22 protein-coding genes are annotated in these 24,446 nt (G+C 56.6%); 12 read left to right on the top strand and 10 right to left on the bottom strand.

The window, feature by feature from the left end; genetic code table 11:
• Positions 1–1,280: 1,280 nt before the first annotated feature.
• Positions 1,281–1,490 (top strand): cold-shock protein, encoded by a 210-nt coding sequence (locus tag CWO89_RS04195; RefSeq protein ID WP_028169253.1) that lies wholly within the window; start codon positions 1,281–1,283, stop codon positions 1,488–1,490.
• A gap of 195 nt (positions 1,491–1,685) precedes the next feature.
• Positions 1,686–2,843, top strand: a complete 1,158-nt coding sequence (locus CWO89_RS04190; RefSeq protein WP_130577405.1) for an acyl-CoA desaturase — start codon at positions 1,686–1,688, stop codon at positions 2,841–2,843.
• Between the two features lie 328 nt (positions 2,844–3,171).
• On the opposite strand, the gene CWO89_RS45685 is transcribed toward CWO89_RS04190, so the two are convergent.
• Positions 3,172–3,309, bottom strand: a complete 138-nt coding sequence (locus tag CWO89_RS45685; RefSeq protein WP_165420990.1) for a hypothetical protein — start codon at positions 3,307–3,309, stop codon at positions 3,172–3,174.
• 6 nt (positions 3,310–3,315) lie between these two features.
• Positions 3,316–3,510, bottom strand: a complete 195-nt coding sequence (locus CWO89_RS04185; RefSeq protein WP_130577404.1) for a hypothetical protein — start codon at positions 3,508–3,510, stop codon at positions 3,316–3,318.
• 366 nt (positions 3,511–3,876) lie between these two features.
• Here CWO89_RS04185 and CWO89_RS04180 point away from each other — a divergent pair, with 366 nt between their 5' ends.
• Genes CWO89_RS04180 through CWO89_RS04170 form a run of 3 tightly spaced genes read left to right on the top strand, consistent with a single transcriptional unit; the run spans position 3,877 to position 4,773 of the window.
• The gene (locus CWO89_RS04180) at positions 3,877–4,146 is read left to right on the top strand and encodes a hypothetical protein (RefSeq protein WP_130577433.1); all 270 of its coding nucleotides are present in this window, start codon (positions 3,877–3,879) and stop codon (positions 4,144–4,146) included.
• Positions 4,139–4,435, top strand: coding sequence for a hypothetical protein (locus CWO89_RS04175; protein ID WP_028169256.1), 297 nt, complete (start codon positions 4,139–4,141; stop codon positions 4,433–4,435). The genes CWO89_RS04180 and CWO89_RS04175 overlap by 8 nt, the downstream gene beginning before the upstream one ends.
• A 38-nt stretch (positions 4,436–4,473) precedes the next feature.
• Positions 4,474–4,773 (top strand): DUF1488 family protein, encoded by a 300-nt coding sequence (locus CWO89_RS04170; protein ID WP_130577403.1) that lies wholly within the window; start codon positions 4,474–4,476, stop codon positions 4,771–4,773.
• Between the two features lie 39 nt (positions 4,774–4,812).
• On the opposite strand, the gene CWO89_RS04165 is transcribed toward CWO89_RS04170, so the two are convergent.
• Complete coding sequence (locus tag CWO89_RS04165) at positions 4,813–5,106, bottom strand: hypothetical protein (protein ID WP_130577402.1); 294 nt, start codon at positions 5,104–5,106, stop codon at positions 4,813–4,815.
• 668 nt (positions 5,107–5,774) lie between these two features.
• Between CWO89_RS04165 and CWO89_RS49395 the strand changes: the two genes are divergently transcribed.
• A complete protein-coding gene (locus CWO89_RS49395) occupies positions 5,775–7,043 on the top strand; it encodes a PAN domain-containing protein (RefSeq protein ID WP_130577401.1) in 1,269 nt (422 codons plus the stop codon).
• Positions 7,044–7,248: 205 nt separating this feature from the next.
• Here the strand turns inward: CWO89_RS49395 and CWO89_RS04155 are convergent, their stop codons facing one another.
• A complete protein-coding gene (locus tag CWO89_RS04155; protein WP_130577400.1) occupies positions 7,249–7,668 on the bottom strand; it encodes a hypothetical protein in 420 nt (139 codons plus the stop codon).
• Positions 7,669–7,754: 86 nt separating this feature from the next.
• Here CWO89_RS04155 and CWO89_RS04150 point away from each other — a divergent pair, with 86 nt between their 5' ends.
• From CWO89_RS04150 to CWO89_RS04140, 3 genes are read left to right on the top strand one after another with little or no spacing between them, the layout of a single operon-like run.
• Positions 7,755–9,326: a recombinase family protein gene (locus CWO89_RS04150; RefSeq protein WP_283813499.1), complete on the top strand. Its 1,572-nt coding sequence runs from the start codon at positions 7,755–7,757 to the stop codon at positions 9,324–9,326.
• Entirely contained in the window at positions 9,323–10,234 is a 912-nt protein-coding gene (locus CWO89_RS04145; RefSeq protein ID WP_130577399.1) for a plasmid partitioning protein RepB C-terminal domain-containing protein, read from the top strand. The genes CWO89_RS04150 and CWO89_RS04145 overlap by 4 nt, the downstream gene beginning before the upstream one ends.
• Positions 10,231–11,151, top strand: coding sequence for a plasmid partitioning protein RepB C-terminal domain-containing protein (locus tag CWO89_RS04140; RefSeq protein ID WP_130577398.1), 921 nt, complete (start codon positions 10,231–10,233; stop codon positions 11,149–11,151). Before CWO89_RS04145 ends, CWO89_RS04140 begins: the two co-directional genes overlap by 4 nt.
• Positions 11,152–11,215: 64 nt before the next feature.
• On the opposite strand, the gene CWO89_RS04135 is transcribed toward CWO89_RS04140, so the two are convergent.
• Entirely contained in the window at positions 11,216–11,428 is a 213-nt protein-coding gene (locus CWO89_RS04135) for a hypothetical protein (RefSeq protein WP_130577397.1), read from the bottom strand.
• Between the two features lie 2,264 nt (positions 11,429–13,692).
• On the opposite strand from CWO89_RS04135, the gene CWO89_RS04130 reads away from it, so the two are divergent.
• On the top strand, positions 13,693–15,834 hold the full coding sequence (locus tag CWO89_RS04130) for a hypothetical protein (protein ID WP_130577396.1): 2,142 nt from the start codon (positions 13,693–13,695) through the stop codon (positions 15,832–15,834).
• Between the two features lie 404 nt (positions 15,835–16,238).
• Positions 16,239–17,297: a sensor histidine kinase gene (locus CWO89_RS04125; RefSeq protein WP_130577395.1), complete on the top strand. Its 1,059-nt coding sequence runs from the start codon at positions 16,239–16,241 to the stop codon at positions 17,295–17,297.
• A gap of 570 nt (positions 17,298–17,867) precedes the next feature.
• Here CWO89_RS04125 and CWO89_RS04120 read toward each other — a convergent pair.
• From CWO89_RS04120 to CWO89_RS04100, 4 genes are all read right to left on the bottom strand, one after another.
• The gene (locus CWO89_RS04120; RefSeq protein WP_130577394.1) at positions 17,868–18,848 is read right to left on the bottom strand and encodes an alpha/beta fold hydrolase; all 981 of its coding nucleotides are present in this window, start codon (positions 18,846–18,848) and stop codon (positions 17,868–17,870) included.
• Between the two features lie 111 nt (positions 18,849–18,959).
• Positions 18,960–19,448 (bottom strand): phasin family protein, encoded by a 489-nt coding sequence (locus CWO89_RS04115; RefSeq protein ID WP_130577393.1) that lies wholly within the window; start codon positions 19,446–19,448, stop codon positions 18,960–18,962.
• Between the two features lie 1,061 nt (positions 19,449–20,509).
• Positions 20,510–22,327: a hypothetical protein gene (locus tag CWO89_RS04105; protein WP_130577392.1), complete on the bottom strand. Its 1,818-nt coding sequence runs from the start codon at positions 22,325–22,327 to the stop codon at positions 20,510–20,512.
• Between the two features lie 375 nt (positions 22,328–22,702).
• Positions 22,703–23,563: a L,D-transpeptidase gene (locus tag CWO89_RS04100; protein WP_165420989.1), complete on the bottom strand. Its 861-nt coding sequence runs from the start codon at positions 23,561–23,563 to the stop codon at positions 22,703–22,705.
• 211 nt (positions 23,564–23,774) lie between these two features.
• Here CWO89_RS04100 and CWO89_RS47555 point away from each other — a divergent pair, with 211 nt between their 5' ends.
• Complete coding sequence (locus CWO89_RS47555) at positions 23,775–23,987, top strand: hypothetical protein (protein ID WP_245475708.1); 213 nt, start codon at positions 23,775–23,777, stop codon at positions 23,985–23,987.
• 72 nt (positions 23,988–24,059) lie between these two features.
• On the opposite strand, the gene CWO89_RS04090 is transcribed toward CWO89_RS47555, so the two are convergent.
• A partial coding sequence (locus CWO89_RS04090; protein WP_130577390.1) for a DNA/RNA helicase domain-containing protein occupies positions 24,060–24,446 on the bottom strand: 387 nt, incomplete at its 5' end.

Here is a 24,446-nt window from a genome sequence, read left to right as displayed (position 1 = left end):
CTCTGACTTACTCTTGATGCGGTATCTAATCCGCCCGTCTGCCTCAATCGGCATACGCCGAACGATGGTGTAGATCATCGACTGGTCAGTTGCGGCACGACCCTGTGGTCCTTGAGGCTGGTGGTGAACGTCTTCATTCGCCTTGTAGGCATGTGACATATTTCTTCCCCTAAGATTTGCGGCTGCTCTGTACTGTGATGCAGTGAACACTATCGGGAGCTTCAGTGAGGCCACACAGGCAGTATGGTTGACCTAATGCCGCCGGACGCCGAGATCGGGCCGCGTAACGTAGGCCATCCAAGCTTGACATATAGCGACCCGGCTCGGTTACTCTCCCGGTCTGTGTCGTGGTGATCTTGTTAGCGTGCGATGTTGACGAAGGCGCGTTTCATTCTCGTTTGCGCCCTCATCGGTCACTTCTCGGATTTCACCCCCAATTCGACCAGCCAGTGAGTGGCGTGCATGACTCATGTCTTTCTTCCGCGCCGATCCACTCGCACATCCTGAAACTCTTCCGGTCCTTTGAGGAGGCGTCGCTTGCGGCTGGCCCGAGTGTGCTGATTGGCTGTGGCATCGGCCATCTCGTCGATCGTCTCACCGGCCATTGTACGGGCGCGCTGTTTCTGCCCTTCGTTCCCGGAACGGCGCTCCGTCTTCGCCGTCAGTCCTAGCTCGACCAAGCGCCGGACGGCTTCTGGTAACGTAGGTCTGTCAGCCTGGTTCTCAGCCCATTTTACGATAGAGGCTCGCAACAACGGCGGCGCCCGAAACCCCATCATGGGATCTTGAACAGTGGATGGGCGAGTGCGTTTTGGTGATTTAGTCCTTATCGTCATGTGCGAGTATAAGTCTGGCTTAAACGCAAGCCAAGGGAAAGTGCGAAGTTCGGCGCTGGTGCAAGGCTTGCGCTGACCGAACGCGAATCTCGTGTTCCAATTGGCCTCGTTCCGATTGCGAGCCCGTGTTCCAGCTCCTGAGGGCCCCTCCGCAGACATCGCGTTCAAGGCTGGCCGTCTCGTGAGATGGTGCCCATGTGCTCGGTAGGGGAAAACCGCGCCGCAGGAGCGCTGAAATGGCACATGGGCCCTTAAGCGCGATCCGCAAACATTCCCTTGCGCTGCGACTGCAATGTAACTATGTCTTAAACATTCGAGTTTTCGGCCGAACGACTTGGCCTCGCCGCGAATAGCGCGCCTGACTGACGACCCTCCTCCCAGATCTCGAGTTAACCGATAGCGTTTAGCGCGGTCTCAAATACACACATCGAAGGACGATCTCCCATGACAACGGGAACAGTGAAGTGGTTCAACAACCAAAAGGGCTTCGGCTTTATTCAGCCGGATCAGGGCAGCCAGGATGTCTTCGTTCATATCAGCGCGGTCGAACGTGCGGGCCTGAGCACTCTCAATGAGGGACAGAAGGTTTCCTTCGAGGTCGTCGCAGACCGCCGGACCGGCAAATCTGCCGCGGAAAATCTGCGCGCTGGATAAACTTCCGCCCTCGCCGCCAACGCTTTGACCGCGGATGTACCGGCAAAGCTTCTGGTAAAGACCCCCGCCGCTTGGCGCGCCCAGCAGCGGGGCTCTTTTTTGTCGAGCGACTGAGGGGGCTCGCTAAGCGATTTGAGCCAGCCTTTTAGGCATCCTTTGCATACGCCTGACAGGAAGCTATTGGGACCTGTTGATATGTCGAAGCTCGACGTCGACGAACAGCATGATGATATCGTCTACCCGTCAGCTCTTCCATTTGCATTGATCCATCTGGGATGCGCCGCAGCGTTCTGGTCCGGCATTACGTGGCAGGCGGCCGTTATCGGTATAGCGATCTATTGGCTGCGCATGTTCGCCATCGGTGCAGGGTATCATCGGTACTTATCGCATCGGTCCTACTCTACCAGCAGACTGTTTCAGTTCATTCTAGCAGCGCTTGCTCAAAGCAGCGCCCAAAAGAGCGTTCTGTGGTGGGCGGCCAAGCACAGGCATCATCATTTGCATTCCGATACCGATCGAGATGTGCATTCGCCCCGGCATAAAGGTTTCGTTTACAGCCATGTTGGCTGGATTTTCGCGCGACAGCACGACGCGACTGACCTTGTTAAAGTTGCGGATCTCGCATCGTTTCCCGAATTGAGGTGGTTGCACAAATTTGAGGTCTTGCCTGCAATAGCACTCGCCGCCTGCTGTTTTCTCGTCGCGGGATGGTCAGGACTGGTGGTCGGCTTCTTGTGGAGCACGGTGCTGCTTTATCACGCGACCTTTTGCATCAACTCTCTCGCGCATGTTCACGGACGCAAGCGGTACGTAACTGGGGATGATTCTCGCAACAATTGGCTGCTGGCGCTGCTTACGATGGGCGAAGGCTGGCACAACAATCATCACGCCTATCAAAGCAGCGTTCGCCAAGGCTTCCGTTGGTGGGAAGTTGACATGACCTTCTACATCTTAAAGGCGCTATCTCTCCTGGGGATCGTCTGGGACCTGAAGGCGCCGCCCGAGCAGGTGAGGCGCAACCAACATCGGCTCGGAGCGAGGGTCATCAATCGAGCGGCCGAGCAGCTTGCTAACCGTTTTAATCCTGAGCGCATTGCGCTTGCAATTACGTCAGCGATGCACTCATCCGAACTGTCCGCCCTGCGGGAAGCGATTAACGAAGCAAAGTGTCATGCCGTCGACGCGCTGCCGGCCGTTCATCTGAACAGGATGCCGACTCGCAACGAGTTGCTCGGTCGGGCGCAAGCCATGTTCGCCCGTACGCGCTCGCTGGACGAAATTGTCGACCGAGCGTATCACGTTCTCCTTGAATCTGTGGCCGCGTCGCTTCGGCTTCGATTGCAAGCGAGCTAACGTCTGCGCCACGACACAGCACGAACGCCTATTACAGGACGGGATGTGTCCCCTGGCCTATTGGGTACTCTATACCTTTGATATTGCCTGAGGCGGCCTTCATGTCGTTTTCGGCGGGCGTAATTTGCTCTTGGTCTATGCTTGAAAATCCGGGACCTGCATTGGACCGATGTAAACGCACTTGATACACCGAAACTTACGATCGCCTGTGACGATCACGAAGTGCATCGGTCATTCCTGCCCTTGTTAGCCCTGTGAGGGCAGGCGGATCACAGGACTTGCGAGATGCCAAAAGCTGAATGACATAATCGCTACGACCGATCAGCGGCTATTTCTTCCTCCCTGGCGTCAAGCTCGGCTGCTGCCAGGTCGCAGCTTTCTGGCTAGGTGCTGCGGCGATGACCTTGATCTTTTCTTTCTTGGGCTTCTTGGCTTCGCGGTTGCCTCGTTGCTGGCCTTTGGCCATGGCGGTCTACTCCTGCTTTTCGAGATGGTTGAAGTCGTCTGACAACAGGACCTGCCCGCGCGGGGTGCAGATCCTCACGTCGATGCAGCCTTCTTGCACGAGCTGCCTCGCCTTCCTCAGCGCGGCCGCCACCGTGACGCGCCCGAGATGTTCGCTGATACCTTCATGGTGGCCGCTGACCAGGTATTTCAGTTTAGGCATGGAAGACGGCCACCGCGATCACAATGATCCCGAGCAACCGCAGGACGATGGCCGGCGGTACGATCCACTCGGTCAGACGAAATTGCCGCAAGGGTACACGCCTGCGCTTTGCGGCGGGAGCGTGCGCGGCCCTCAGTCACCGATGGATGCCACGGTAAATGCGGTGATAGCCGACCCTACGCCTATGTTTTGGGAATAGCGAGCGCTAAAGCATTTTGCGTCAGCTGCGACAAGAGCACGCGCGAAGCGATGGAATACCTCTATTGGCCGCGCGGGCTAAGAAAGCGATGGCTATTGCAGCACAAGGAGCGCATGCTGCTCTCGGGGCCAGCGCCGACGCCGGCGTTTTGCGAAAGGCAGGCGCGCATGACCATCCGTTCACGACGAGAAGTCGTCACCTTCAAGCACCCGTTCCGGATCAGGGGTATCGATCGCCTGTTGCCCGCCGGCGCCTATGAGGTCGTCACCGACGAGGAGACGATCGAAGGGCTATCGTTCGAGGCGTTCCGCCGCGTCGCCACCATGATCAAGGTGCCGGTGGAAGGCTCTCGCGGGTTGGCGATGGAGGTGGTCTCGATCGGCTCTGTCGATCTGGCCGACGCGCAAGGCATTGACGCGAGCGCATCCGATGCCTGACGAACCGCTCGATCTCGACCGTCACCGCGGCATGGCGGCGCAAAAGGCGACCGACATCCGCCGTGCGCTCGCGGAGGTCGAAACCCATGCACGGGAACTGCGCGAGCGCCGGGCCGAGGTGGAAGACCATCTGTTGTCGATTCCCGCCGCGTCATGGCCGGAGGCGGCCGCCAAGGCGCGCTATGTGCTCAAGCTGTACGCCGCGGGCCTGCCGCCGGAAGACACAAGGCATCGCGATCTCGTCGCGGCCATCCTCGTGGACTTTGCTCGGCTTAGCGAGCGGGGCTGAGGCATCATTGGCTGCGCCGCTGTCAAGGAGTGGGTCATATGACGCTCATGCCCGGCCGCTTCATCGGCTATGAATACGACAGGATGGTCGTCCTGTTCTCGCTGCTCGACGGCCAGAGGGAGGTCCCCTGCGCGATTTCAACTTCAGCCATGGATGAGTTGGAGGGTGTGGTGCGCGCGAGAGCGGGCCAGCGCGAGGCGCAATTCATGCGGTTGCGCGAGCGCATCGAGACCTGCGCCGCCGGCAAATATCAGGCGAGTGAGTTCGAAGGCACGCCGCCCAGCATTATTCTGCGCAGCATCGACTTCCGAAAAGACCGCACTTCGGCAAGTGAGTAAGCCAAACGCGCATAAGGAAAGTTATCTGACTAGATCGTGTTAGTGCTGAACTTCTTTCAGGCGAACGACGAGGCCCGTAGGCTCGGGCTGATGTGTCGTCAACTTCATAAAGTCAGCGCTGGCCCAATCCGCCAGACTTATTACCTCTCCTTCCTCAGCCTCCATCCCAGGAACTTCGAGCAGTTCCAACACGTGCAGCCCCCTGGCATCGAGAAAGAACGTATGCTGCCCAAACAGTTCGTGGAACTGTGCGGCTACCGGATGATCCTCGGCAAGCACTTGTGCCTGAAACTGTGACAGCGTTTTCGTTATCTGGGCTTCATTCAACTTCATGACCTGTTCCTGATCTTCAGCCCTGAGCCCTTCGTCTATTGCTCCGTCGTCGTAGCTCAGAGCTCGTTGTGGATGGTTGCGTTACGGACCAGCTGCAAGTACCAAGTCGGCGGGCGACTGGCCGATCCGTCTCACACGCCTATTAGGTCTAGCGTATGCCGCTATCCGCGGACTGAGCGCTCCCAATTGTTCCATAGCAGCTTTGGATCACCTCGCTGCGAGAGTTAATTTTGCTGCATGCCAGCAATTGGCGACCTTCTGCTGGTTCTCTTGAATATCTTTCACCGCACTCCTCAACGCATGGGCTGAAAGTCCGCCTCACCTCGATGGATTCTCGCAATTCGATCCTGTTCAACTTTGGTGCGGTAAAGGCAAAATGGGCCGTGGGGGGATCAGCTGCCCACGCCAACTCGGCCAACTGGCCTCTGAGCTAACGTTTTTGGCGTTGATGCCGATCGGGGGACGCTTCGCGCCGGTGAAGCCACTGACTCGCGCTCGAAAAAGTGACCGTTTGGGCCGTCAGTAACGGCTCCAGCAGCCGGAAAAGTTTTGGCAGAACGAGCCATAATTTCCCCTAACCCTGCCCGGCGTGGTAACCTAACCTGAGGAAGAACCGATAGCTCCTTCACGGCCACGGGCACCGGCCGACCAACTGATTGGAGGCTGTCATGATCGGCGGTAAGCGGCCGGCCATCGCCACAGTCATCGTCGCAGCGTGGCTTTTTGGCGGCACTTGTAGCGCGGATGTCTTTAAGCTTCATACCACGATCCTGCCGAACACCGACCTGTTTGGAATGGACTTAGGACCTGGAATCCCTTCCGCCGACCCTGATTCGTGTCGGCAGGAATGCACCAAGAACAAAGATTGTGCGGCCTTTACCCACGACGCGACGAGGTCACTCTGTTTTCTTAAATCTAGCGTGCCGTCGGAAAGCGCCAACTCGTGCTGCGTGTCTGGGGTATACCGCACGCTTTCCACTGAGATCGACACAGATCGTCCAGGCATGGACATCCCTCAGCTTCTTGTGACCATCACGCCGCCGACACCGGAGTTCTGCCGCGATCTCTGCGGGGGCTTTCGATCCTGCCGCGCGTACACATACGTCCGTCCCGGCGCGCTAGGGCCTACATCCAGCTGCAACCTTAAGTCAGGTGTGCCGACAGCCTCGCCGAGCCAGTGTTGCGTGTCCGGCATGCATTCTCTTGTTTCCACGGAGACCGATACAGCTCGTTTCGGGATGGACTACATGGTGTTCAATCTGTCCCTAGCTCAGCCCGAATGGTGTCGCCAAGCCTGTTCCAAGGATACGCATTGTCACGCATACACATACGTAAATCCGACCCCAACGGCACCTGCTCAATGCTTACTGAAGTCAGGTGTCCCAGCAGCGTCATCAAATCAATGCTGCGTATCCGGCACAGCTTTGAACGTAGTCTTGTTTGCTCCCGAGTCACGGCCTTCCTGCATAGCTCTCAATCCTGCTGTGGGCTGCAGTATATTCGGATGCCCTCCGATCCGTCCGGAAATGCTTTCCTCGAGCGAGGTCCTCAAGAGCATTGCTAAACTCAGCTCGGACGATCCAACGAAGCACACCTTTGACATCGCGGTCTATACGCCAAGCGCTGATGACGCATGGGAGGTTTGGATCGAGCAGTTTCCCCAGCCACCCATTAGCTCGAATACGACGTTGATTGCTCTGGAAAATCACGACAATGACGGCCTATCGGAGATTTTGACAGTCGACAGTGCGACATGTGCAATAGGGACCCAATCGACTAGTGCAAACGAGGGCTATAGTGCGGAGATGACCGTTAGCCGAACAGTTGCAACTACTCTTTTGTTCAGACAGGGCGGCCACGATATCGCGCTTTGGAGTGAACCTTCGTTTTGGCAACTGTTCGGAGGAAGCAAGGTCACCTTCAAATGGGTGAAGTGATAAAATTTTTGGGCGGCCCTACGCTGCCTCCATTTCGCACGGCTATTCTTCACAGCGTAGCTCCGCTGTTCGCAGGTTGACGTGCGGTGCACTGCTCCCGCGCAGAGAGCCATCACCAACGCGCACCCTTTACGTGTTTCGATAGGGAGTCAACTACCGTTCCGGCCAGGCTACCCGCTCGACACGAGTCGACCGGCGGACGAAATCAAAATGTATGAGGTCTAGTCGATGAGCGGCTAGGCTCCCCGATGATAGCCGCCAACTCGAATACCTTTCGTCTCAGGTCCTCTACCTTAGGAGCTAAAAGCAGATCCTGCCGATCCGCCATCGACAGAATGGCATTTAGCACCTGGTCTGAGTGCTGAGCCAAAACCACCAAGTGTCTGCTGCAGGGCGCATATCGTCCTAAAATCCAATTTTTGACCGTGCGCTCATTCGCACCCGTCCAGCCCGCCACCAACTTTGCACGCGAGTTTCGATCCCTGAGTTCCGACGTCAATGCCGATGCGATTTTCATCGCGAACGCATGATCGTCAACGCTGAAATCCGAACTGCCGTCTCCGCCCTGTTTTGGAAAGGACTTACCACTTTTTGGAAAGGACTTACCCTTTTTTGGAAACGACATTCCACCCTCCTATCCCGTACGATCAGGCGGCTAGTTCATATGCCTTGGGGGGAGGCCAACAGAATCGCATCGGAATTGGGTGCTGATTGACAAGACGGATCAAAAGCAACGGTAAGAGCCAAAATCGAGGAGAAGGTCCTTCGCTAGCCGCTGCCTATGTCCGGATGTCGACAGACCTTCAGAAGTACTCCACCGAAAATCAACTCCACACGATACGTCGCTATGCCGAGCAACGGGGCTTCACTATCGTGCGCGTCTTTGAAGATTCCGGCCGTAGCGGTTTAAGAATGGACGGTCGTGACGGATTGCAATCGCTCATTATGGAAGTGCAATCAGGCACGGCCGGCTTTCAAGCAATCTTAGTCTACGACGTCAGCCGCTGGGGACGATTTCAGGATGCGGACGAAGGCGCATATCACGAGCACGTTTGCTCTCGGGCAGGGATACGTGTCCATTATTGCGGCGAACAGTTTGACAATGACGGCAGTATCGGTTCGATCCTCCTCAAGAACGTCAAACGGGTCATGGCTGGTGAATATAGCCGCGAGCTATCGGTCAAGGTTTTTGCCGGCCAATGCCGACTCATCGAACACGGCTTTCGCCAGGGCGGCCCGGCTGGATTTGGGTTGCGACGCCTCTTAATCGATGAGCTTCGGAATCCCAAGGGTGAACTCGGCCGCGGCGATCGAAAGAGCCTCCAAACCGACCGCGTCGTCCTTACTCCTGGCCCGCCTGACGAAATCGAACACGTCCACAGCATCTATTCGATGTTCGTCGAAGGAGGTAAGTCGGAGCGCGAAATCGCACTAGCGTTAAACCAGCGGGGCATCATGAGCGACCTTGGTCGCCCATGGACTCGGGCATCAATCCATCAGATTTTGACGAACGAAAAGTATATCGGCAACAACGTCTTCAATCGCGTTTCTTACAAGTTGAAGCAGCGACGTGTAGTCAATCAGCGCGACACCTGGGTTCGAGCGGATGGTGTCTTTCCCTCGATTGTCAACCGCGCTCTATTTGAGCGTGCCAGACACATTATAGACCAACGTCACAATCATTATTCCGATGAGGAATTGCTCGCCCTTCTTCAAGCCGTGCTTGCAGAGGAGGGCTCCCTGTCAGGCTTCATTATCGACGAGCGGGACGGTATGCCCTCATCGAGCCTATACCGTCACCGCTTCGGCAGCCTTTTGAGAGCTTACAGCCTTATAGGCTACACGCCCGATCGTGATTACAAATTCATCGAAATCAATCGGCACCTACGCAAATCCTTTCCTGGACTATTAGCCGAAATTGTAGCGGGCCTCGAAAAGGCGGGCGGATCCGTCGTCTGTGACCCCATAACTCATCTCCTTCTGGTCAATAAGGAATTTACCGCTTCAATCGTGCTCGCGCGGTCCTTTGAGACCCAGACTGGTGCGCTCCGATGGCAAATTCGGTTTGACACGGGTCTTGCGCCGGACGTCACGGTTGCCGTTCGCCTGGATCGCTCGAACGAACAGCCTCTCGACTACTATGTTCTTCCAAGTATCGACATGAAAGAGGGCCGGATTCGGATGGCGGAAGACAATGCGCTTTCGCTCGACGCTTACCGATTCGAATCGCTCGACTTTCTCTATTCGATGGCGGCCCACACCTCATTTCTGGAGGCAGCATGAGTAAATCCAAATCGAGAGGACCGAAACATGTAAATACCATCCCGATTGACCAGATTCGCTTTCTAAATCCTAGAGTCCGAAATCGTCGCAATTTTCAGGAGATCGTGCAGAGCATTGCCAATGTCGGGCTCAAGCGTCCGGTCACGGTTAGCCCACGAAAGAGCGATGCGGACTCAGCAAGCTATGATCTTGTGTGTGGCCAGGGCCGGATCGAAGCGTTCATTCAGCTCGGTCAGACAGAGATTCCAGCCATAGTCATCGAGGCCGAGGAAAGTGATTGCCTAGTTATGAGCCTGGTTGAAAATTGTGCCAGGCGGCAGCATCGAGCTATCGACCTGTTGCAGGATATCAGCACGCTGCGTGGCCGCGGCTATAGCGACCGCGAGATTGCACCAAAGATCGGCGTTAGCGTCGAATACATTCAAATGATTGGCACCCTATTGGAAAAGGGCGAGGAACGGCTCGTCACGGCTGTCGAAGCAGGCATTCTTCCCCTGAATATGGCAATCGAGATTGCAAAATCGAGCGATGAGGATGTTCAGCAAGCTCTGACGCAGGCCTACACGGAAAGAAAATTACGCGGAAAGAAGCTGGTCGCGGTGCGCAGGATTATCGAGCAGCGACAGCGCAGCGGCAAACACATTCATGACAGCCGGTTTGGACGGCGCGACGGCGCCAAGCGACCGCTTACCGGCGAATCGATCATTCGTATCTATCGTCAAGAGGCGGACCGTCAAAAGCTGCTCGTCAAGAAGGCCGAGGTCACACAAAGCCGATTACTGTTCATCGTCGAAGCTATGCGAGAGCTACGCGACGATGAGAAGTTTGCAAATCTGCTCAAGGCCGAGCGTCTGGACACTATGCCCGCCTTTCTGGAACAGCGGATCGCCGATGGATTAACGACATGAGCAAACCAGTCGATACTACTGCCTCAAACACGATCACCCAGGCTTTTGGCTCCGATTTCGTGGTGGTGCAAATCACCTCGATCTTGCCAGTCAAGGCGATCGAGAAAACCGCGAAATCTAGTCATAAATACCGCCAGATTGCAGCCTCCATTCGCGAGATCGGACTGGTCGAACCGCCTGTCGTTATTCGGGACACGAGAGATCCGAATTCCTACCTGTTGCTTGATGGCCACTTGCGGATCGAAGTGCTTCGCGACCTTGGGGAGAGTGAGGTTGAATGCCTGGTCTCGACCGACGATGAAGCGTTTACCTACAACAAGCGCGTTAGCCGCCTGTCTCCGATCCAGGAGCAGCGAATGATCGCCAAAGCGATCGAGCGCAACGTCCCTAAGGATAAAATAGCACGGGCCCTCGACATCCATGTTCGCAGCATAGCGCGTAAAGCACAGCTGCTTGACGGGATATGCGAGGAGGTTGTCGGCCTATTAAAGGACAGGATGTGTCCCCTGGCTGTCTTTGATGTTCTTCGCAAGATGAGCCCTCTGCGTCAGATCGAGGCCGCCGAACTCCTCATCAATGCCAACAATTTTTCTGTCAGTTATGCCTCAGCCATATTGGCCGGCACTCCTCAGGCCCAGCTGGTCACCCCACAGACGCCCAAACGGTTGAAGGGCATGACGGCCGAAGCTATTGCCCGCATGGAACGCGAACTCTCGCGATTGCAGGAAGCGATATCTTCGATCCAAGACTCGTACGGCCAGGATCACCTCCACCTCACGGTCGTGAAGGGCTATCTCCGCAAGCTGATCACCAACGACCGCGTGGCGCGTTACCTCGAGCAGTTCCAGCCCGAGCTATTTATCGAGTTTCAGAAGATCGCCGAAATGACGTCGACGCTCCCAAGCGAGGCAGCATAACGAGCGAGGGGACCCGGACCCATAAAGCGCGGGGACCGCAGGAGAAGCCGCACGCTGGGACGGATCAATTGCGGCGATGGGGATGGCGGCGAACCCGTCTGGAGCCCATCAGGCCGGTCGAGTTTTCACCGGCCGGATAGATGAGGTGGCATGTCAGCGTGTGGTACCGGCGCACACTGGCACGCTGCCGCGAGAGGTCCCGATTGATATAGTCGACGATATTGCCGAAGCCTAGCGCCGCTTGCCGCGCGATAGACTTCGCGAATTCATAAACCATCAACTCTGGTCAGCTTTGGTTTACCAGACCCCTTAAGCTTTCTCGTCCCTCGACATGCAATGGTGGCTGCAGATCGGGGCCAAATCTCGACAGGGAAAGCGTCAGGGTCAGGCTGCAATGCGGCCTGATCCACCATCTCCGGGAATACAATGTCTGCAAATACAACGCCACAAAGGCAAAAACGCAAGAAATCAAAAGCGAACTCGCCGGCGGCGTCTGCGGCATCGACGCTATCGGTGGCCACGCAAAACCTGATCAACATGGTCGCAGTATCCGCCGTCTCAGGCACGGTTCTGCTCGGACTTCTGGCCGCCAAGCATTTTTGACGGCCCGCATTCGCGTACGAGTGGTTATGGAAGAACGCGGCCTTTGGATGACCAGACCAATGTTCGGGAAAGGCCTTCGCGCGCACTCGGGCACGCTTTGTCCGCATTGACCCCAAAACCAGACCACCAGAGCGACCGATCGACAGGTCCGGCTTGGGCCCTGGCTATGTAAAAACGCGAAAGATCGAAACGCGGCGAGAATTACCTTCTTCAGTTCGTTCTTAAAGTTGAGTGCGCTTGCGAGTTTGAGGGGCTAAGACAGTCTTGGACGAACAACTTCTTCTATCGCCATCAAGCTTCTTGGCGTTTTCACACAGCCAAGGCCAGAAGCTGACATCGCCCAGAAACAGCGTACAATCGACGGTTGCAAGCGAAAGAGTTGCATCGAGGCTCAGCTCAAGCATGCACCGCAGCCGAAATCAAAAAGTAGTGTGGAACCGTGGTCCTCAATCAGGACACGCTGACGCGCTTTAGCTTTCGGACTTAGGGCGATCTTTTAAGGCCGCCTCCTTCAATCTCCCCTTCCCGTCGCAAGCCTTGCACTTCGGTGAATAGAGCCTCCGGCCTGGGGACGGTGGTTGTCGGACCGGCTCAAGTCCGGTGCCGTTGCAGGCCGGACATTTCACTTCGGATACTCTGGACTTAATCCGCTTCATCGCTCGCGCCGAGGTAGAACTGCGATGCTGATTTCGCTGGTTTGGCACCGCGGTACAAGCGAAGTCGCGGATTAGGGTTGAGCGGTTCGGTTAATGTCGAAAGGGCGGCCCGTAGTTTTACGGGTCGGCATCTTCATCAATTCGACTCATGCGGCGGTTCAACTCTGGGTTTATCGGTGGTTTCGAAGCTTACGGGACCGGCTTTCCATTACCGCAGTTGGGGAACCACAAGATGAAGTCCGCATGTGTGAGGCGTGCGGAAACCCGATGCAGCATCTAGCAGACTGGCCGAACAAGCGCGATTTGGTGCCGCGCGTGTATTCCGCTGCTATACGTGCAACTCCGTCTCACGCGTGTCGCTCCAAAGCAACACTCCGAAGTTGATCGAGACGCGCACGCATCAGTGATCTTGATCAAGCCCTCCAAAGATTCGAGCATTGGTCGCTTGGGGGAGCATCATGACCATTGCACAAGTATCGATCCGAAAATCTCGGGAACAGAAAAATACCGTGGCAGTACTGGCCTCGCTTAAACGTAAATTGACCGCTACTCAAAAGCGGCGGGCGCTGAAGCGGAAGCCAAAGGCGTGTTGAAGGCGTAGGGGAGCTATCCAAGATAGCACTAACGGTATCGGCAGTTGGCACAGAGACGTTGATACGGTCAGCGCCGATGCGACGGGGCTCGCACCAGTTCAGCAGCAACTTGCTACTCTACAGGCGAACCTGCCCGACATGGTCATTAAGACAGTGCTAGATGCACGAAATAGCCGACAGCTTTAACGTGGATGGAGGGGGCGACTCTTCTGGAAGCGCCTTCATCTAGTTTAGTAGATTCCAAGAGCGTTCTTGAGCCAAGGCAACATTAATGTTTTCAACTTGCCAATTGGGTCGACGCCGGAAAGACCAGAAGGGAGGGAATACAGCGAAGTGCCACCGGAAGAAGCAAGATAAGATGGCTTGTTCTCGACAACACATCATCGAGCGGTCGGCGCCATCAACGAACCGGCGTCCATCGGGACTAAATAGAACGTGTGCTCATAGATTGGGACGCAGCGGATCAAGGCGCGTTTGATGTCCGCTATGCCCTTAAGAGCGGCGCGAAAGCGGTCATCGCCGGAGGTCTGAGACGGGCCAAGAGCTGACTTCGCCGGCTGGGCCCATAGTTGGTCTTTTTTACGATCTCGCAGTCTACCGTCATTGGGCCAACATCATCAACGAAGCAAAGACGCCCTGGTCTGCGGCTTTCGTGATATCTTCTAACGTATCCAATTGGGGAAAAGGTCGTGAGCGAAGCAAATCGAGGCGATCTTCTCAAAGTCATCCATGCTTCGCGTGGGATGGAGCACATAAACCGCTCTCACCAGCGAACATTCACGCTCAACATATTTCGGATGAACGCCCAGGAGCTGATCGAAATCACACGCCGCGTGAACGATCCCGATGAAGGCATTCGCCTGATGGCGGTCGCCAACCGGGAAGCGGGAAGCCAGACCCATCGCGAGGTTACGCGCCGCGTCCACAACTTCGTCGCGGGGGCACTGACACTGGTCGAACACACGCGCATATTCATGCGGGAGAATTACAGCAATACGCCAATGCTGGACCGCTACCAGGCCAAGGTAGACGCTGATTTCAAAGACCAGGCGCTCGTAAGGTTCGTCCAGGATCTGCGCAACTACATTCTGCACAATGAGTTGCCTAATTCCGAGATGTACATGCATTTCCAATCGAATCCCGATCATCCCGAAGGCGGGACGCTTGAAACCGGCATTCACATCAGGACTGCCCCATTGCTGGAGTGGCGCAATTGGTCGGCTCCGGCGCGGACATTTATCGAGAGCTGTGGCGAATTCGTTGATATTCGAACCTTTGCCGAATCCTACACCGACAGCATCTTGTCCTTTCATGGCTGGCTGCAGAGTGAGCTCGATCAATTTCACTCGGCCGATTTGGACGAATTGCGCAAGCTGCAGGAATCCTTGAACCGGCTTGAGACAGCTACCAAGCCGGCGCCGGCGGTCGCTGCTGAAACGAACGTCTCGTCCGGCGGAGGTGTCGAGGAGCCGGAGCAGGAATTCTCCTTTGCACCAGGCCGGGCGGCCACACTGGCCGCGGCGGCAGACGCGCTCTTGCACAAGGTAAGAAAGATCGAACTGGAGCCGGCCCGCGGCGACGGATTTCCGAGCGAGCGTCCACCCGGCGTGACCCTCACCGACCAGGAGATGCTCGCGGTCCCTCTCGTCTGGGCGAATGATGCCGAGGGCCGGCGTGCGTTTGTGTTCACGTATAAGGACAGCGCCCATTTTGGGCTCGATGAAGAGACCTTTGCCGAGATGCAGGCCCTGACGGAAAGCATCGTAAAGACAGATTGGGCGCGCCGGATGCTGAGCCGCGGGTTCGTGGAGAAGACAATAATCAAATGGCTGCAAGACAGTTTTCAGGTGGAGGATAGGAAGAGTCTCGCTGAGACCATAGCAAGAGATGGCCGGGATGCCGTCCGGCCGCTGGAGCTGTGGGCACCCATTGCCAATCTCGAAGTGCAGAACTCGTTCACGGTGGGGCCAGCCGAAATAGCGACGATAACCAAGGCCATGATCGAAAGGCTGGAGTCGCAGGCCCTCAGCTTTGCGCCACAGCAACGCGACAGTATCGTCGGCCTATTCAACAAGCTGCGCGAGCGCATGCAGGGCTTCGCCGCCGTTGTTTTCAAATTGCGCGCAGAAGCAGGAAAGATCGAAGAAGAAGGTGCGGTCATTGCCAGGATAATCGTTGCGTTCCTGCGATTCTTCTCGCCGGCCGCTCTAAATTTTCCAGCGGTTTCCGCGAATGCCCTGCTCGGATCGGAGCTTGTCCCGAGTTCGAACCTCCTTGTTCTCGGAGATGGGACGTTTTCCTACAAGGAGGCTATACTTGTGCCGAACGCGCCTGACTGGCGAATTTCCGAAGACGCATTGAAGGGAATGAGGCCCGGCCTTGACGCGGTCGGGGGGCTGGTGCGCCCAGAAGGACTGAGCGCGTTCGCGCTGGCCGTCAGGGCGAGCTTACTTCTGTTCAGCACAGGCACGACTTTCCCCAATCCCATAGAGCGCTTGAGCTATACCCTGTCCTCGCTGGAGGCGTTGCTCTTGCGGCATTCCGCTGAGCCGGCCGAGTTCACCGTTGCGGAGCGAATGGGATTGTTACTAACTCAGGACAGGACGCAACGAGAAGAAGTCGCGCGAAACATCCGCGAGGCGTACCGGCTTCGGGGCCGCCAGGACATCTCTCCTCTCTTTCCGCGCGAAATGGGTTCCGTGGCAACGTTCATTCGACGAGCCCACCATGTGATCGGTACCGCCCTTGGCAATGTTGGCAGATTTGGGACTGTGCCGGAGTTTGTGAACGCCGTAGAGAACATTAGGAATCAGAGTCCCAGCACATCGTAAATCCAAGCGCGGTGAGAAACCACACTTAGTGTCCTTTGTTCAGGACGCTCGCGCGTCTTGCGAGCGCAGCGCCGGCGAAAGAGAGTTGCGATCATCTTCGGCACGTACACGACCACGGCGGCAGCGAGCATCACACGGACCGGCGGATCCTCCCCGCGGCGAGAACGCCGCTCCCTCTAATATCGATAGTATAGCTACCGTGCCTTCCCGAATGGCGAAGAGTCCACATCAAGGTCGTCGAGTACGGCCTTCTCGATGATCGCTTCGGGCCAAAGTGCGAAGAACTCAGATTGAGCAAAACGAGGCGGCTCTTACCTTGAATACCGACGTGCGAGCGACATGGATTTTTGTTGCTAAGGGCCCAGGAGCCGACGAAGAGGGCTCGCATCTTTGACGAATTCCTGTTGCAGCGCACCTACAGCCCGCCACCGCCGGAGCAGGCCGGCCTACAGAATAGGGACATTGGCCGAGAGCTTCGGGAACTCAAAGCGCAGCCTGACGGTTTCTACTCAATGGAACGCCTACTCTATTTCCTTCCCGCTCATCCGCAACCTGCCTATATCCGATTTGGGACGAGCGCCCTCATCATGGCGTTCTTCATTCTTGTGCAAATGGGTCTGCAATCGCAAAGCGGCTTCGGCGGATTGTTCTTCCTTCTTCCCGGGATCTTTCTATGTGGCCTTCTGTTCGATCGCGCTAGCTCATTTTTCGGGACGGCACTCGCCACGTTATATGCGGTGTACGCCGCGCCCGCTGCACCGTGGATTGCCCATCTTCTACCTTTGGGATTGTTCGTTGCGACAGGTCTCGGTATCGGCCTAGTTGCAGAGGGATTCCGTAACGAACTGGAGAGGGTGGTTGCCGCCGAGAAAGCGAAAACGGTTCTTCTCATGGAGTTGGCGCATCGCACGAAGAACAATTTAGCCATGATATCCGCGATGATGCGATTGCAGGCCAAGCAGGCTGGCGTGAGCGCGGCAGACGCGCTCGGCGACATGGCCTCACGCGTCCAGGTGATGGCAAAGGTCTACGATCACCTCACGATCAGGGCCGAGCGGAAGGTCGTCGATGCAAAGCAGTATCTCACAGAAATATGCCAGCATCTTTCCGCGTCACTGACTGGGACAAGCCCTGTGGCGATCACGGCTCGGGCGGATGAGCTGTATATTCACAGCGAGCAGGCCGTCCCAATCGCGATCATCGTCAATGAGCTCGTTACGAACAGCCTAAAGTATGCCTTCCCGGACGGGCGGCCGGGTCATATCCACGTCGACCTTCATACCGATGGAGAAGTGGTCCTTACTGTGAGTGACAACGGCGTCGGCATCCGAACGCAGCAGCCGGAAGGCGTCGGATCGCGGGTTGTCTCTCTGTTATCACAGCAACTCGGCGGCATGATCGATTACGAAAATCTGGATCGGGGTTGCCGCGTCACACTCCGAATGCCTAAGCCTAGCGTCTAGCGGCCGACCGTCGGCACGCCTTCAATCGACCTGACGACGCGTTACTTAAAGCGGGCAGCGTCAAGGGTCCGCCTTGGATCATGAGCCGATGTCGCCGCTCCACTCTGCCCCCGTCCGCTCTCCCCCTAAGAAGCGGACATAACGAGCTTAGGGGCACAGGTGCTAACAGAAATACGATCCTAAACCTGCCAGTTCCCCAGCGTTCGCTTATTGGGCCAGAAGTGACCGCTCGCATATCCGATGTTATGGAAGAGTTCGGCCCTTGGGCGAACAAGGCGAGCCCTCGAGAGCGCACCGCGCAGGAAAGCGCGCAACGTCTGCATTGACCTCAGAACCAGACATCAGCGCCGCCCATCGGCAGGTCCTCGAAGGGCCACTTCCGGACTCACGCATTGCAACAAGAAAGCCTACGCGATCACCTCGTCTGCGGCGGCAAGCAGTGTTGGTGGAACGGCAAGACCGAGCGTTTGGCTGCCTTGATAGTGGTGCGTACACATTCAATGCTGCAGAGATGCCAATCCGCCGGTGACAGCGAGACGGGCTGACACCTTCCATCAACATCCGGATCATCTACGCCGAGGCCTCGCCTCCAAGTTCCGGCCTCGTCGGTACGGTGAGCACCAGCGCCGCCACGGCATCCGCGATCCCGGGCGTATCTGCATAGGTCACCATGTGACCGGCATCCTCGACCAGATCTAGCACGGAACGGGGCAACGCCTCGTGTAGGCGGCGCGATTGGTCGGGCTCGATGAGCCGGTCACCCTTTCCATGCACGATCCTGACGGGACACCGGATGCCCTGATATTGAAGCGGCAATTGCGCGGCAACTGGAATAAGAAACGCGCTCTCCTCGGCAGCCGCCCTCAATTGTTTGGGCCGGAGGGACAACGAGATCGGAAATTCGTTCTTGAATTCCGGCGGAACGGCACGCGGCGCGAACAGCGTGCGAATAAGCTTCGGCATAATGGCCCACGATATGATCGGCGAGATGGTGTAGCGCATCAGATCGCCGAGCAGTGGCAGTGCCGGACCCGACATGAGCCAAAAGTCCATCCGAAAGGTCGGAAAGTAGTAGCCGGACGCGAGCACGAGCCCACTCACGGCATAGTCGCTTCGCAGCGCCAGCGCGATCGCCACCAGCGTACCCCAGGAATGGCCGAGCACCACGGGATTGCGCACCTCAAGCTGGTCAAGAGCCTTCGCGAACAAGAAAGCTTGCGTTGTAGCGGTCCAGATGCGCGTGCGGGGACGGTGGCTGTAGCCAAATCCTGGCCGGTCGAAGCAAACGACGCGGTAGTAGTGGGCCAGGCGGTCGACCAGACCGCTTAGGACGAGATCCTGAATCATGGTGCCATTCCCGTGGAACAGGACCACACAAGGCGCGGCGACATCGCCGCGTTCGATATAATGAAGGCGTACTCCGTCGCACTCGATGAAGGCGCCGATCGGCGGGTTCTTTCGCTCCGCTGCCACCTGAAACGCGATATTGCCGAGGATCAGAACGACAAGTCCGGCCAAGACTATCAGCAGGACGGTTTCAGTTGTGGACATCGGGTCAATCCTTAGATGGTCCGCGCTGGCGGGGCACTTCGAATCGGCGGAACAACCGCGACCTGACGGCTTCGCTCCCGCCCGACGACTCACGGCCCATGCGCGCGACCACTAAGGGGTTCCGTGCCCCAAGAACGGATACGCAGCCATCTCCTTCGAATACTTCCGGAACATGTCGATCCGCCTGCTTGTAAATTCTGCAATGACGGCGAAAAATTCGAATGGTGACCTGATCGCTACAAGCCTCTGGCCGAATTCAAAAGCAAATTGCATGTTGGCTTCTGCCATTTCCAGAAGCTTCGCTTGATAAGCCTGCAGGTTTGCCGTCACTAAAGAAAGATCAAACCCTTCCCTTGGATTGTTGTCCCTCATCATCTGACGTAAGCCATCTTGTAAGGCAGCCACCCGATTCTCAACGATGGGAGCCTTTTGTTTTGAATCGTCATGAAGCTTGGGCGATTCGGTGGAGCCTGCGGCAACAGAGCGCAGAGGGTTGTCTTTCGGGCTTCTAACAATAGCCTGCTTGTTCCGTTGGGCCCGTGCGGCTTTTCTAGGGCCGCGGGCACGCTTTGACGCTATGGCTCGTTTACGGTTACTCATCTAACGCTCCAAGAGACTGGGTAGGTCGACCACAACGGTCATTTCTGAAGGACAACAGGCCCTGCGGTGTAGCGTTCCTAACGCGGGATTATGGGACTTTCCCGCATGAACTTAGATCAACGCCTAAGAGGCCGCCAACGAGGCGGCCTCATTCCTCCGGCTGGATGGCTGTAATCATGCGCGCCTCCTGCCATAGCTCTATGCGTCCACCCACTAACTGCTTCGCATGACGTTTGGCTGCCTCGTCGTCATCGCGGATGATCTCAACGTGATCCGGATGTGGTTGTCGTCCGCGGATCGCGTAGGCGTAACAGCTGGCTGTATGGGTTATGTGGGTGCCCTCAGTCCGGGCGACCGGAGCCACTCGTTTATGTGCGCGGCGGTTTCGGCCTGACGAGCTCTTCGGATAAGCCGTTCGCGCTGGACGCCGTGCGGAGTGCCTCGCGCCTCTTTTCGCAAGCGCTGAGCTTCGTCGATCAAGCGCTGATCTAGGGATGTGGTTTGTTTGAAACGGCGGCGCTGCTGCATGGCGGCTCCTCGGTTCGGGGAGGGCGGGAGCGCAACCGGCGTTCTCATCACCGATAAATGCCACAAGACCGTGCGGTGATGGCTAAGAGTGTACTCCTGCTTAAGCCTCGCGTACGTCCACAACTGCACACACGTCATATTAGGCCATTGCCCAATTCCAAACTATGCCACTACGGAACAACACGGTAAGAGGGGGGCGATCCGTCCGGTCGCTACCCGTCTGTCGCTGCATCGCCGATGAATGAGCCCTCAGGCCAGTACCCATAAGAGTATGAGTGAGATCGGCAACGCAGAACGTTTCTCGAATTTTGGGCCAGGAAGCACACAAAAGCGTCTGCTGTGGGTCAATCGCGCCGGTTTGCCTCGCAGCCCGAGACTTCCGGTCTACCCGCAACTGCGGACATGTCTCCGCGCTGCGCAAACTGTCGCGAAGGGCCAAAAGCTGACTTTAAGTGTTGGCGCTTTGCGCGGCGATGGGCTTTGCCGCCCGGGTCCGCGGGCCATGGTGCGCCGCGCATCCACAAGGGTGCCACCTATCCCGCACCTGCGGTTGAGCCGTAAATAGCCTCGGCCCAAGAGCCAATGGTGTGCACTTTCTCAAGCTCCAGATTTGTCGGATACCCTTTCACGTCAGACTCCAAGTCGTTGATCTTTGGAGCGATTACGTCAAGTCCGACTCGCGTATCAGGATCATTCAGCGCGCAGGCAAGAGCTTGATCGTCGCGCCATATCCACCTCCCATGTTCTACTCGCGCGTAGACTGCACCCGTCTTGTAACTGGCGAAATTGATAACTGGAATCCAGCGAACACACCGCCTCAAAAAATCGGTGTTACATTCAGGTGCAAAACTCTTTCCGCGGTACACTTCTTCTGGTCCCTTAGCGCGGATGTTTATCTTTCTGAACCTTTCAATATCCAACATGCTCTTAACATCGAGGATGGTCATTTCGCCATTCCAGCCAAATGCCACGGTTCGCGGAGGCTGGCCCTCGGGTACACTGTTATCGAGAAACTCGTAGTGAACGCGCTTTCCGACAGCCAGCGCCCAAGTAAAGAACAATTCAGGCATACCAGTAAACGCTTCGACATTGTGCGCTAGGAGGTCCTCAACGGCTTTATATCTACCGACCTTCAATCCTCGTTTCCAAGCTCGCTCGACGGTCATTTCTGGCGGTGTAATCAAGAAAAACATGTAAACTAAATTACCGAAGCGCGTCAGCAGCCTATTGGACCCTTTTCCCCCGTACTCAGGTACAAAACTGTCAAAGCGAAACCGGTCGATCAGTAAGTGCGAAATCTCCCCGCTGGCAGCCTTGGCCTTCATTCGACGGTCAAGCTTCTGATCGATGACCTCAAGCTCGTGACCTGTTAGCATTGCCGCGTATTTGTAAGCGCCACCGAGCGACGTGTAGTCCAGAAGAAATTTCCGCCAAATGTCCGGACTGATTAAGGCGAACTCTTCCCAACGAAAATTTAACTTGCGTGCAAGCGTTCGCTGTAAAGGACGCATCGTGCTTTTGCCTGACGCAGATGCACCCTTCACGTTCATGACGACCGGTTGTGGTTGCCATGGCAGTTGCCTGTAGCCCTCCCGTGAAATCGCTTCTTCAATGAATGGGGTGATTGCATCGCCAATAACTTCGCTGCCATATCCATTACAGACTAACGTGAGAGCAAGTTCGGCGAGCAGCGCCCTATCGCCTACGAGCCGATCATGTCGGTCCATGATTCCCGTTGCAATTCTGTGTAATGCATCGAAACAGACAGCAACCAACGGGTCGGTTGCCGCTTCTGCTTGTTTCCGCCATCCAAAAGCTATCGAACGGTCGCGCTCCACGGGATCATTCTCCGGAAAGCGGGTCCGGTGTTGTTGTTTGTCAGTGCCGAATAGGCGGCGGCGCCAATGGCTTGATCGCCGTTCACCCGACGATCTCGACTCTGCGAAGCTCTTTGCAATCTCGCGCTCGATGCTGACAGACGCCGCGTGTCTAAAGCGATCGAAACGTTCCGCCAATTCCGCTCTATGAGGGGCAATATACCGTTTGAGAATAGTTGAGGTTATCTCACGAAAGTTTCGACCCAAATCCTCGTAATCCCCGCCATCGGGGACAGAAATGGTGGTAGTCACGTGTATCAGCAGTTCATGTATAATCAATCGCTCGGCCCGAAATGCGACTAATTCAGTAGGCGGCAGGCTACAGTAGTCGCTTAATTCGTACGCTTTTGAAATGCTCGTCGAAACATTTTCGATTCTGAACATTGTCGACAGAGGAAGGTACTCTCGCGGTATTTCCGATACTAACCCTGGATGCCAAGAGCCATATTCGGCGGAGAGTGTTTCGATGGTCATCGCTGAAATGTTCTCGAATAGAAAACCCGTCTCGTGCCCCGCCGTCCCATGTCACCCTCTGGGCGGTCATATTACGTAAGTTACGGCAGCCTTGTCACGTCCCCTTTGGGTCACGAGCGTCGCCCTCTGCAATAGACGTCAGCTTGTCGATTTCCGCCGTGCCCCGTCAGCAACCGAAGATGCGTCGCGGTGGAATATGTCGCGAAGGGTCAATAACCTCTGTTGCCTCTCGGTCGCGGACTTTCCGGTCTGTTCCTGTGAACGGACTTCTAGCTATACCGCGTCAACGGCAGCGATGGGCTTGAAGCCGACCTCGACGCGAGGACTTGAATTACCTCCTTGTCATCAGTTGCAGACCGAGGGCGGAGGACTGAGTTATTGGGCCTCAGCGATCTTCGGTCCAGATGACAGCATCTGCGCGTTGGCTGCCGAGGGCCGGTTCGACGGCGATGCCGGGTCCGGCGATCGGAACGCGGTGTCGAGCGGCGCTCCCTGGGATGGTCGATGGGCAGCGGTTGCCGGAAGCACGATCACTTTCGCTCCGACTTTCACCCGCTCATAAAGGTCCACGACGTCCTCATTGGTCAGCCGGATACAGCCGGACGAAACCCGCTTCCCAATCGTATCGGGCTTGTTGGTGCCGTGAATTCTATATTCGGTCTCGCCCAGATACATCGCCCGAGCGCCGAGCGGGTTGCCGGGACCGCCTGCCATAAACCGCGGCAGATAAGGCTGACGCGAAATCATCTCTACAGGTGGACGCCAATCCGGCCATTCTGTTTTACGGGCCACAGTCTGCTCGCCGGACCACGAGAAACCTTCGCGGCCAACACCGATGCCGTAGCGCATTGCTTGCGTGTCGCTCAGAACGAAATACAGGAATGTGTTTTTGGTATCGATGATCACGGTGCCCTGCGTCTGGTGGCTGGCGTAGTCAACCACCTGCCGAACAAATGCTCCGGGACCGTCAGCAGCTTTTGGTGGTTCGACCAGAGGCGCCGGGGCCGAAATCGGAGCGGGAGCTGGCGCTGAGGCATAATTTGGAGTTGCTATGTAAACCAGAGTTGACGATGCCAGGGCTTGGCGTGCGGACGGCTTGCGTATCGGCTGCACGCTCGTCGGGCGAGACAGCAAGCTGTATCCCAATGCGGCGACGGCCACGGCGCCAACTGCAACTCTCGCGGCCCTTGGCAGTGCGAGCGTTTCTGCCTTTCCACGTTTGGCCCGCTTACTCATATCTTTCCTCCGGTCACCATGCCCGGAACAGGTACCCAGCAAAATTTAAGAAACTTCGAAGCGAATCGCCTATTGGGGCATTGCCCTGAGCCTGCTGTACAATCCGCATTTTCCCGCGCCGAAGGAAAACCTCACCGAAGGCCTCGCCGCGCTGCAAAAGGCCAGGGCACTCGGCGCCAAGAGCGAACGCGAACGCGACTATATCGACGCGATGCTGGCATTCTATTCGGGCGACGAAAAGACGACGTTTGGCCAGCGTGCGCAGGCCTATCTCAAGGCAACCGAAGCCGTCGCCACGCGCTATCCCAATGATGACGAGGCGCAGATCGCCTACGCCATCACGCTGAACGTCACGGCGCCACCAGAGTCACTAACGGACCGCGAAACCGATCGACGACACGTCCGCTTTCTTGCGAACATCTGACGTCATGCGGATATGAGATTTTATGGAAGAAGTCGGTCAATGGCCCATTTGCTAGCCTCAATCGCGCGCCTATTAAATAAGTGGCAGACCGCATTTTGAGAGGAAAGCTGCTGTTCCGTCGTAGTACGAAGGCGGACGAGTGGCGTCGATGACATCGCCCGCCGGGACGTAGATGACCATGCCCTGGCGGGCGCGCGTTAGCAGCACACGGTAGGCGTTGGCCAGGTAGATCTTGCGGTTGTCATCATTGACGTTCTGCCAGCGCGTCCCCGAAAACCGATAGCACTGCCATTTGCCATTGACTGAGCGAAAATCGGCGTCCCAGCAGACTCCCACCCAGTCGAGCTCAAGGCCCTGTATGTCGAACTCGGTCGCAGGGTCTTCCATATAATGGGACGAGCGAACGTCGTCTTTTCCGTTCAGGAACCAGGTTGGTGCATCAATCTTTTCGTGGACGTT

The organism is Bradyrhizobium sp. Leo170 (assembly GCF_004296405.1).
GTDB lineage: Bacteria > Pseudomonadota > Alphaproteobacteria > Rhizobiales > Xanthobacteraceae > Bradyrhizobium.
Note: the sequence above shows the minus strand (reverse complement) of the source record. Positions and strands in the feature narration are given on the sequence as shown.

Excerpts from the sequence above, each read along its gene's own strand:
- CWO89_RS04195 (WP_028169253.1), top strand. The coding sequence starts at position 1,281 with ATGACAACGGGAACAGTGAAGTGGTTCAACAACCAAAAGGGCTTCGGC.
- CWO89_RS04190 (WP_130577405.1), top strand. The coding sequence starts at position 1,686 with ATGTCGAAGCTCGACGTCGACGAACAGCATGATGATATCGTCTACCCG.
- CWO89_RS45685 (WP_165420990.1), bottom strand. The coding sequence starts at position 3,309 with ATGGCCAAAGGCCAGCAACGAGGCAACCGCGAAGCCAAGAAGCCCAAG.
- CWO89_RS04185 (WP_130577404.1), bottom strand. The coding sequence starts at position 3,510 with ATGCCTAAACTGAAATACCTGGTCAGCGGCCACCATGAAGGTATCAGC.
- CWO89_RS04180 (WP_130577433.1), top strand. The coding sequence starts at position 3,877 with ATGACCATCCGTTCACGACGAGAAGTCGTCACCTTCAAGCACCCGTTC.
- CWO89_RS04175 (WP_028169256.1), top strand. The coding sequence starts at position 4,139 with ATGCCTGACGAACCGCTCGATCTCGACCGTCACCGCGGCATGGCGGCG.
- CWO89_RS04170 (WP_130577403.1), top strand. The coding sequence starts at position 4,474 with ATGACGCTCATGCCCGGCCGCTTCATCGGCTATGAATACGACAGGATG.
- CWO89_RS04165 (WP_130577402.1), bottom strand. The coding sequence starts at position 5,106 with ATGAAGTTGAATGAAGCCCAGATAACGAAAACGCTGTCACAGTTTCAG.
- CWO89_RS49395 (WP_130577401.1), top strand. The coding sequence starts at position 5,775 with ATGATCGGCGGTAAGCGGCCGGCCATCGCCACAGTCATCGTCGCAGCG.
- CWO89_RS04155 (WP_130577400.1), bottom strand. The coding sequence starts at position 7,668 with ATGTCGTTTCCAAAAAAGGGTAAGTCCTTTCCAAAAAGTGGTAAGTCC.
- CWO89_RS04145 (WP_130577399.1), top strand. The coding sequence starts at position 9,323 with ATGAGTAAATCCAAATCGAGAGGACCGAAACATGTAAATACCATCCCG.
- CWO89_RS04140 (WP_130577398.1), top strand. The coding sequence starts at position 10,231 with ATGAGCAAACCAGTCGATACTACTGCCTCAAACACGATCACCCAGGCT.
- CWO89_RS04135 (WP_130577397.1), bottom strand. The coding sequence starts at position 11,428 with ATGGTTTATGAATTCGCGAAGTCTATCGCGCGGCAAGCGGCGCTAGGC.
- CWO89_RS04120 (WP_130577394.1), bottom strand. The coding sequence starts at position 18,848 with ATGTCCACAACTGAAACCGTCCTGCTGATAGTCTTGGCCGGACTTGTC.
- CWO89_RS04115 (WP_130577393.1), bottom strand. The coding sequence starts at position 19,448 with ATGAGTAACCGTAAACGAGCCATAGCGTCAAAGCGTGCCCGCGGCCCT.
- CWO89_RS04105 (WP_130577392.1), bottom strand. The coding sequence starts at position 22,327 with ATGACCATCGAAACACTCTCCGCCGAATATGGCTCTTGGCATCCAGGG.
- CWO89_RS04100 (WP_165420989.1), bottom strand. The coding sequence starts at position 23,563 with ATGAGTAAGCGGGCCAAACGTGGAAAGGCAGAAACGCTCGCACTGCCA.
- CWO89_RS47555 (WP_245475708.1), top strand. The coding sequence starts at position 23,775 with ATGCTGGCATTCTATTCGGGCGACGAAAAGACGACGTTTGGCCAGCGT.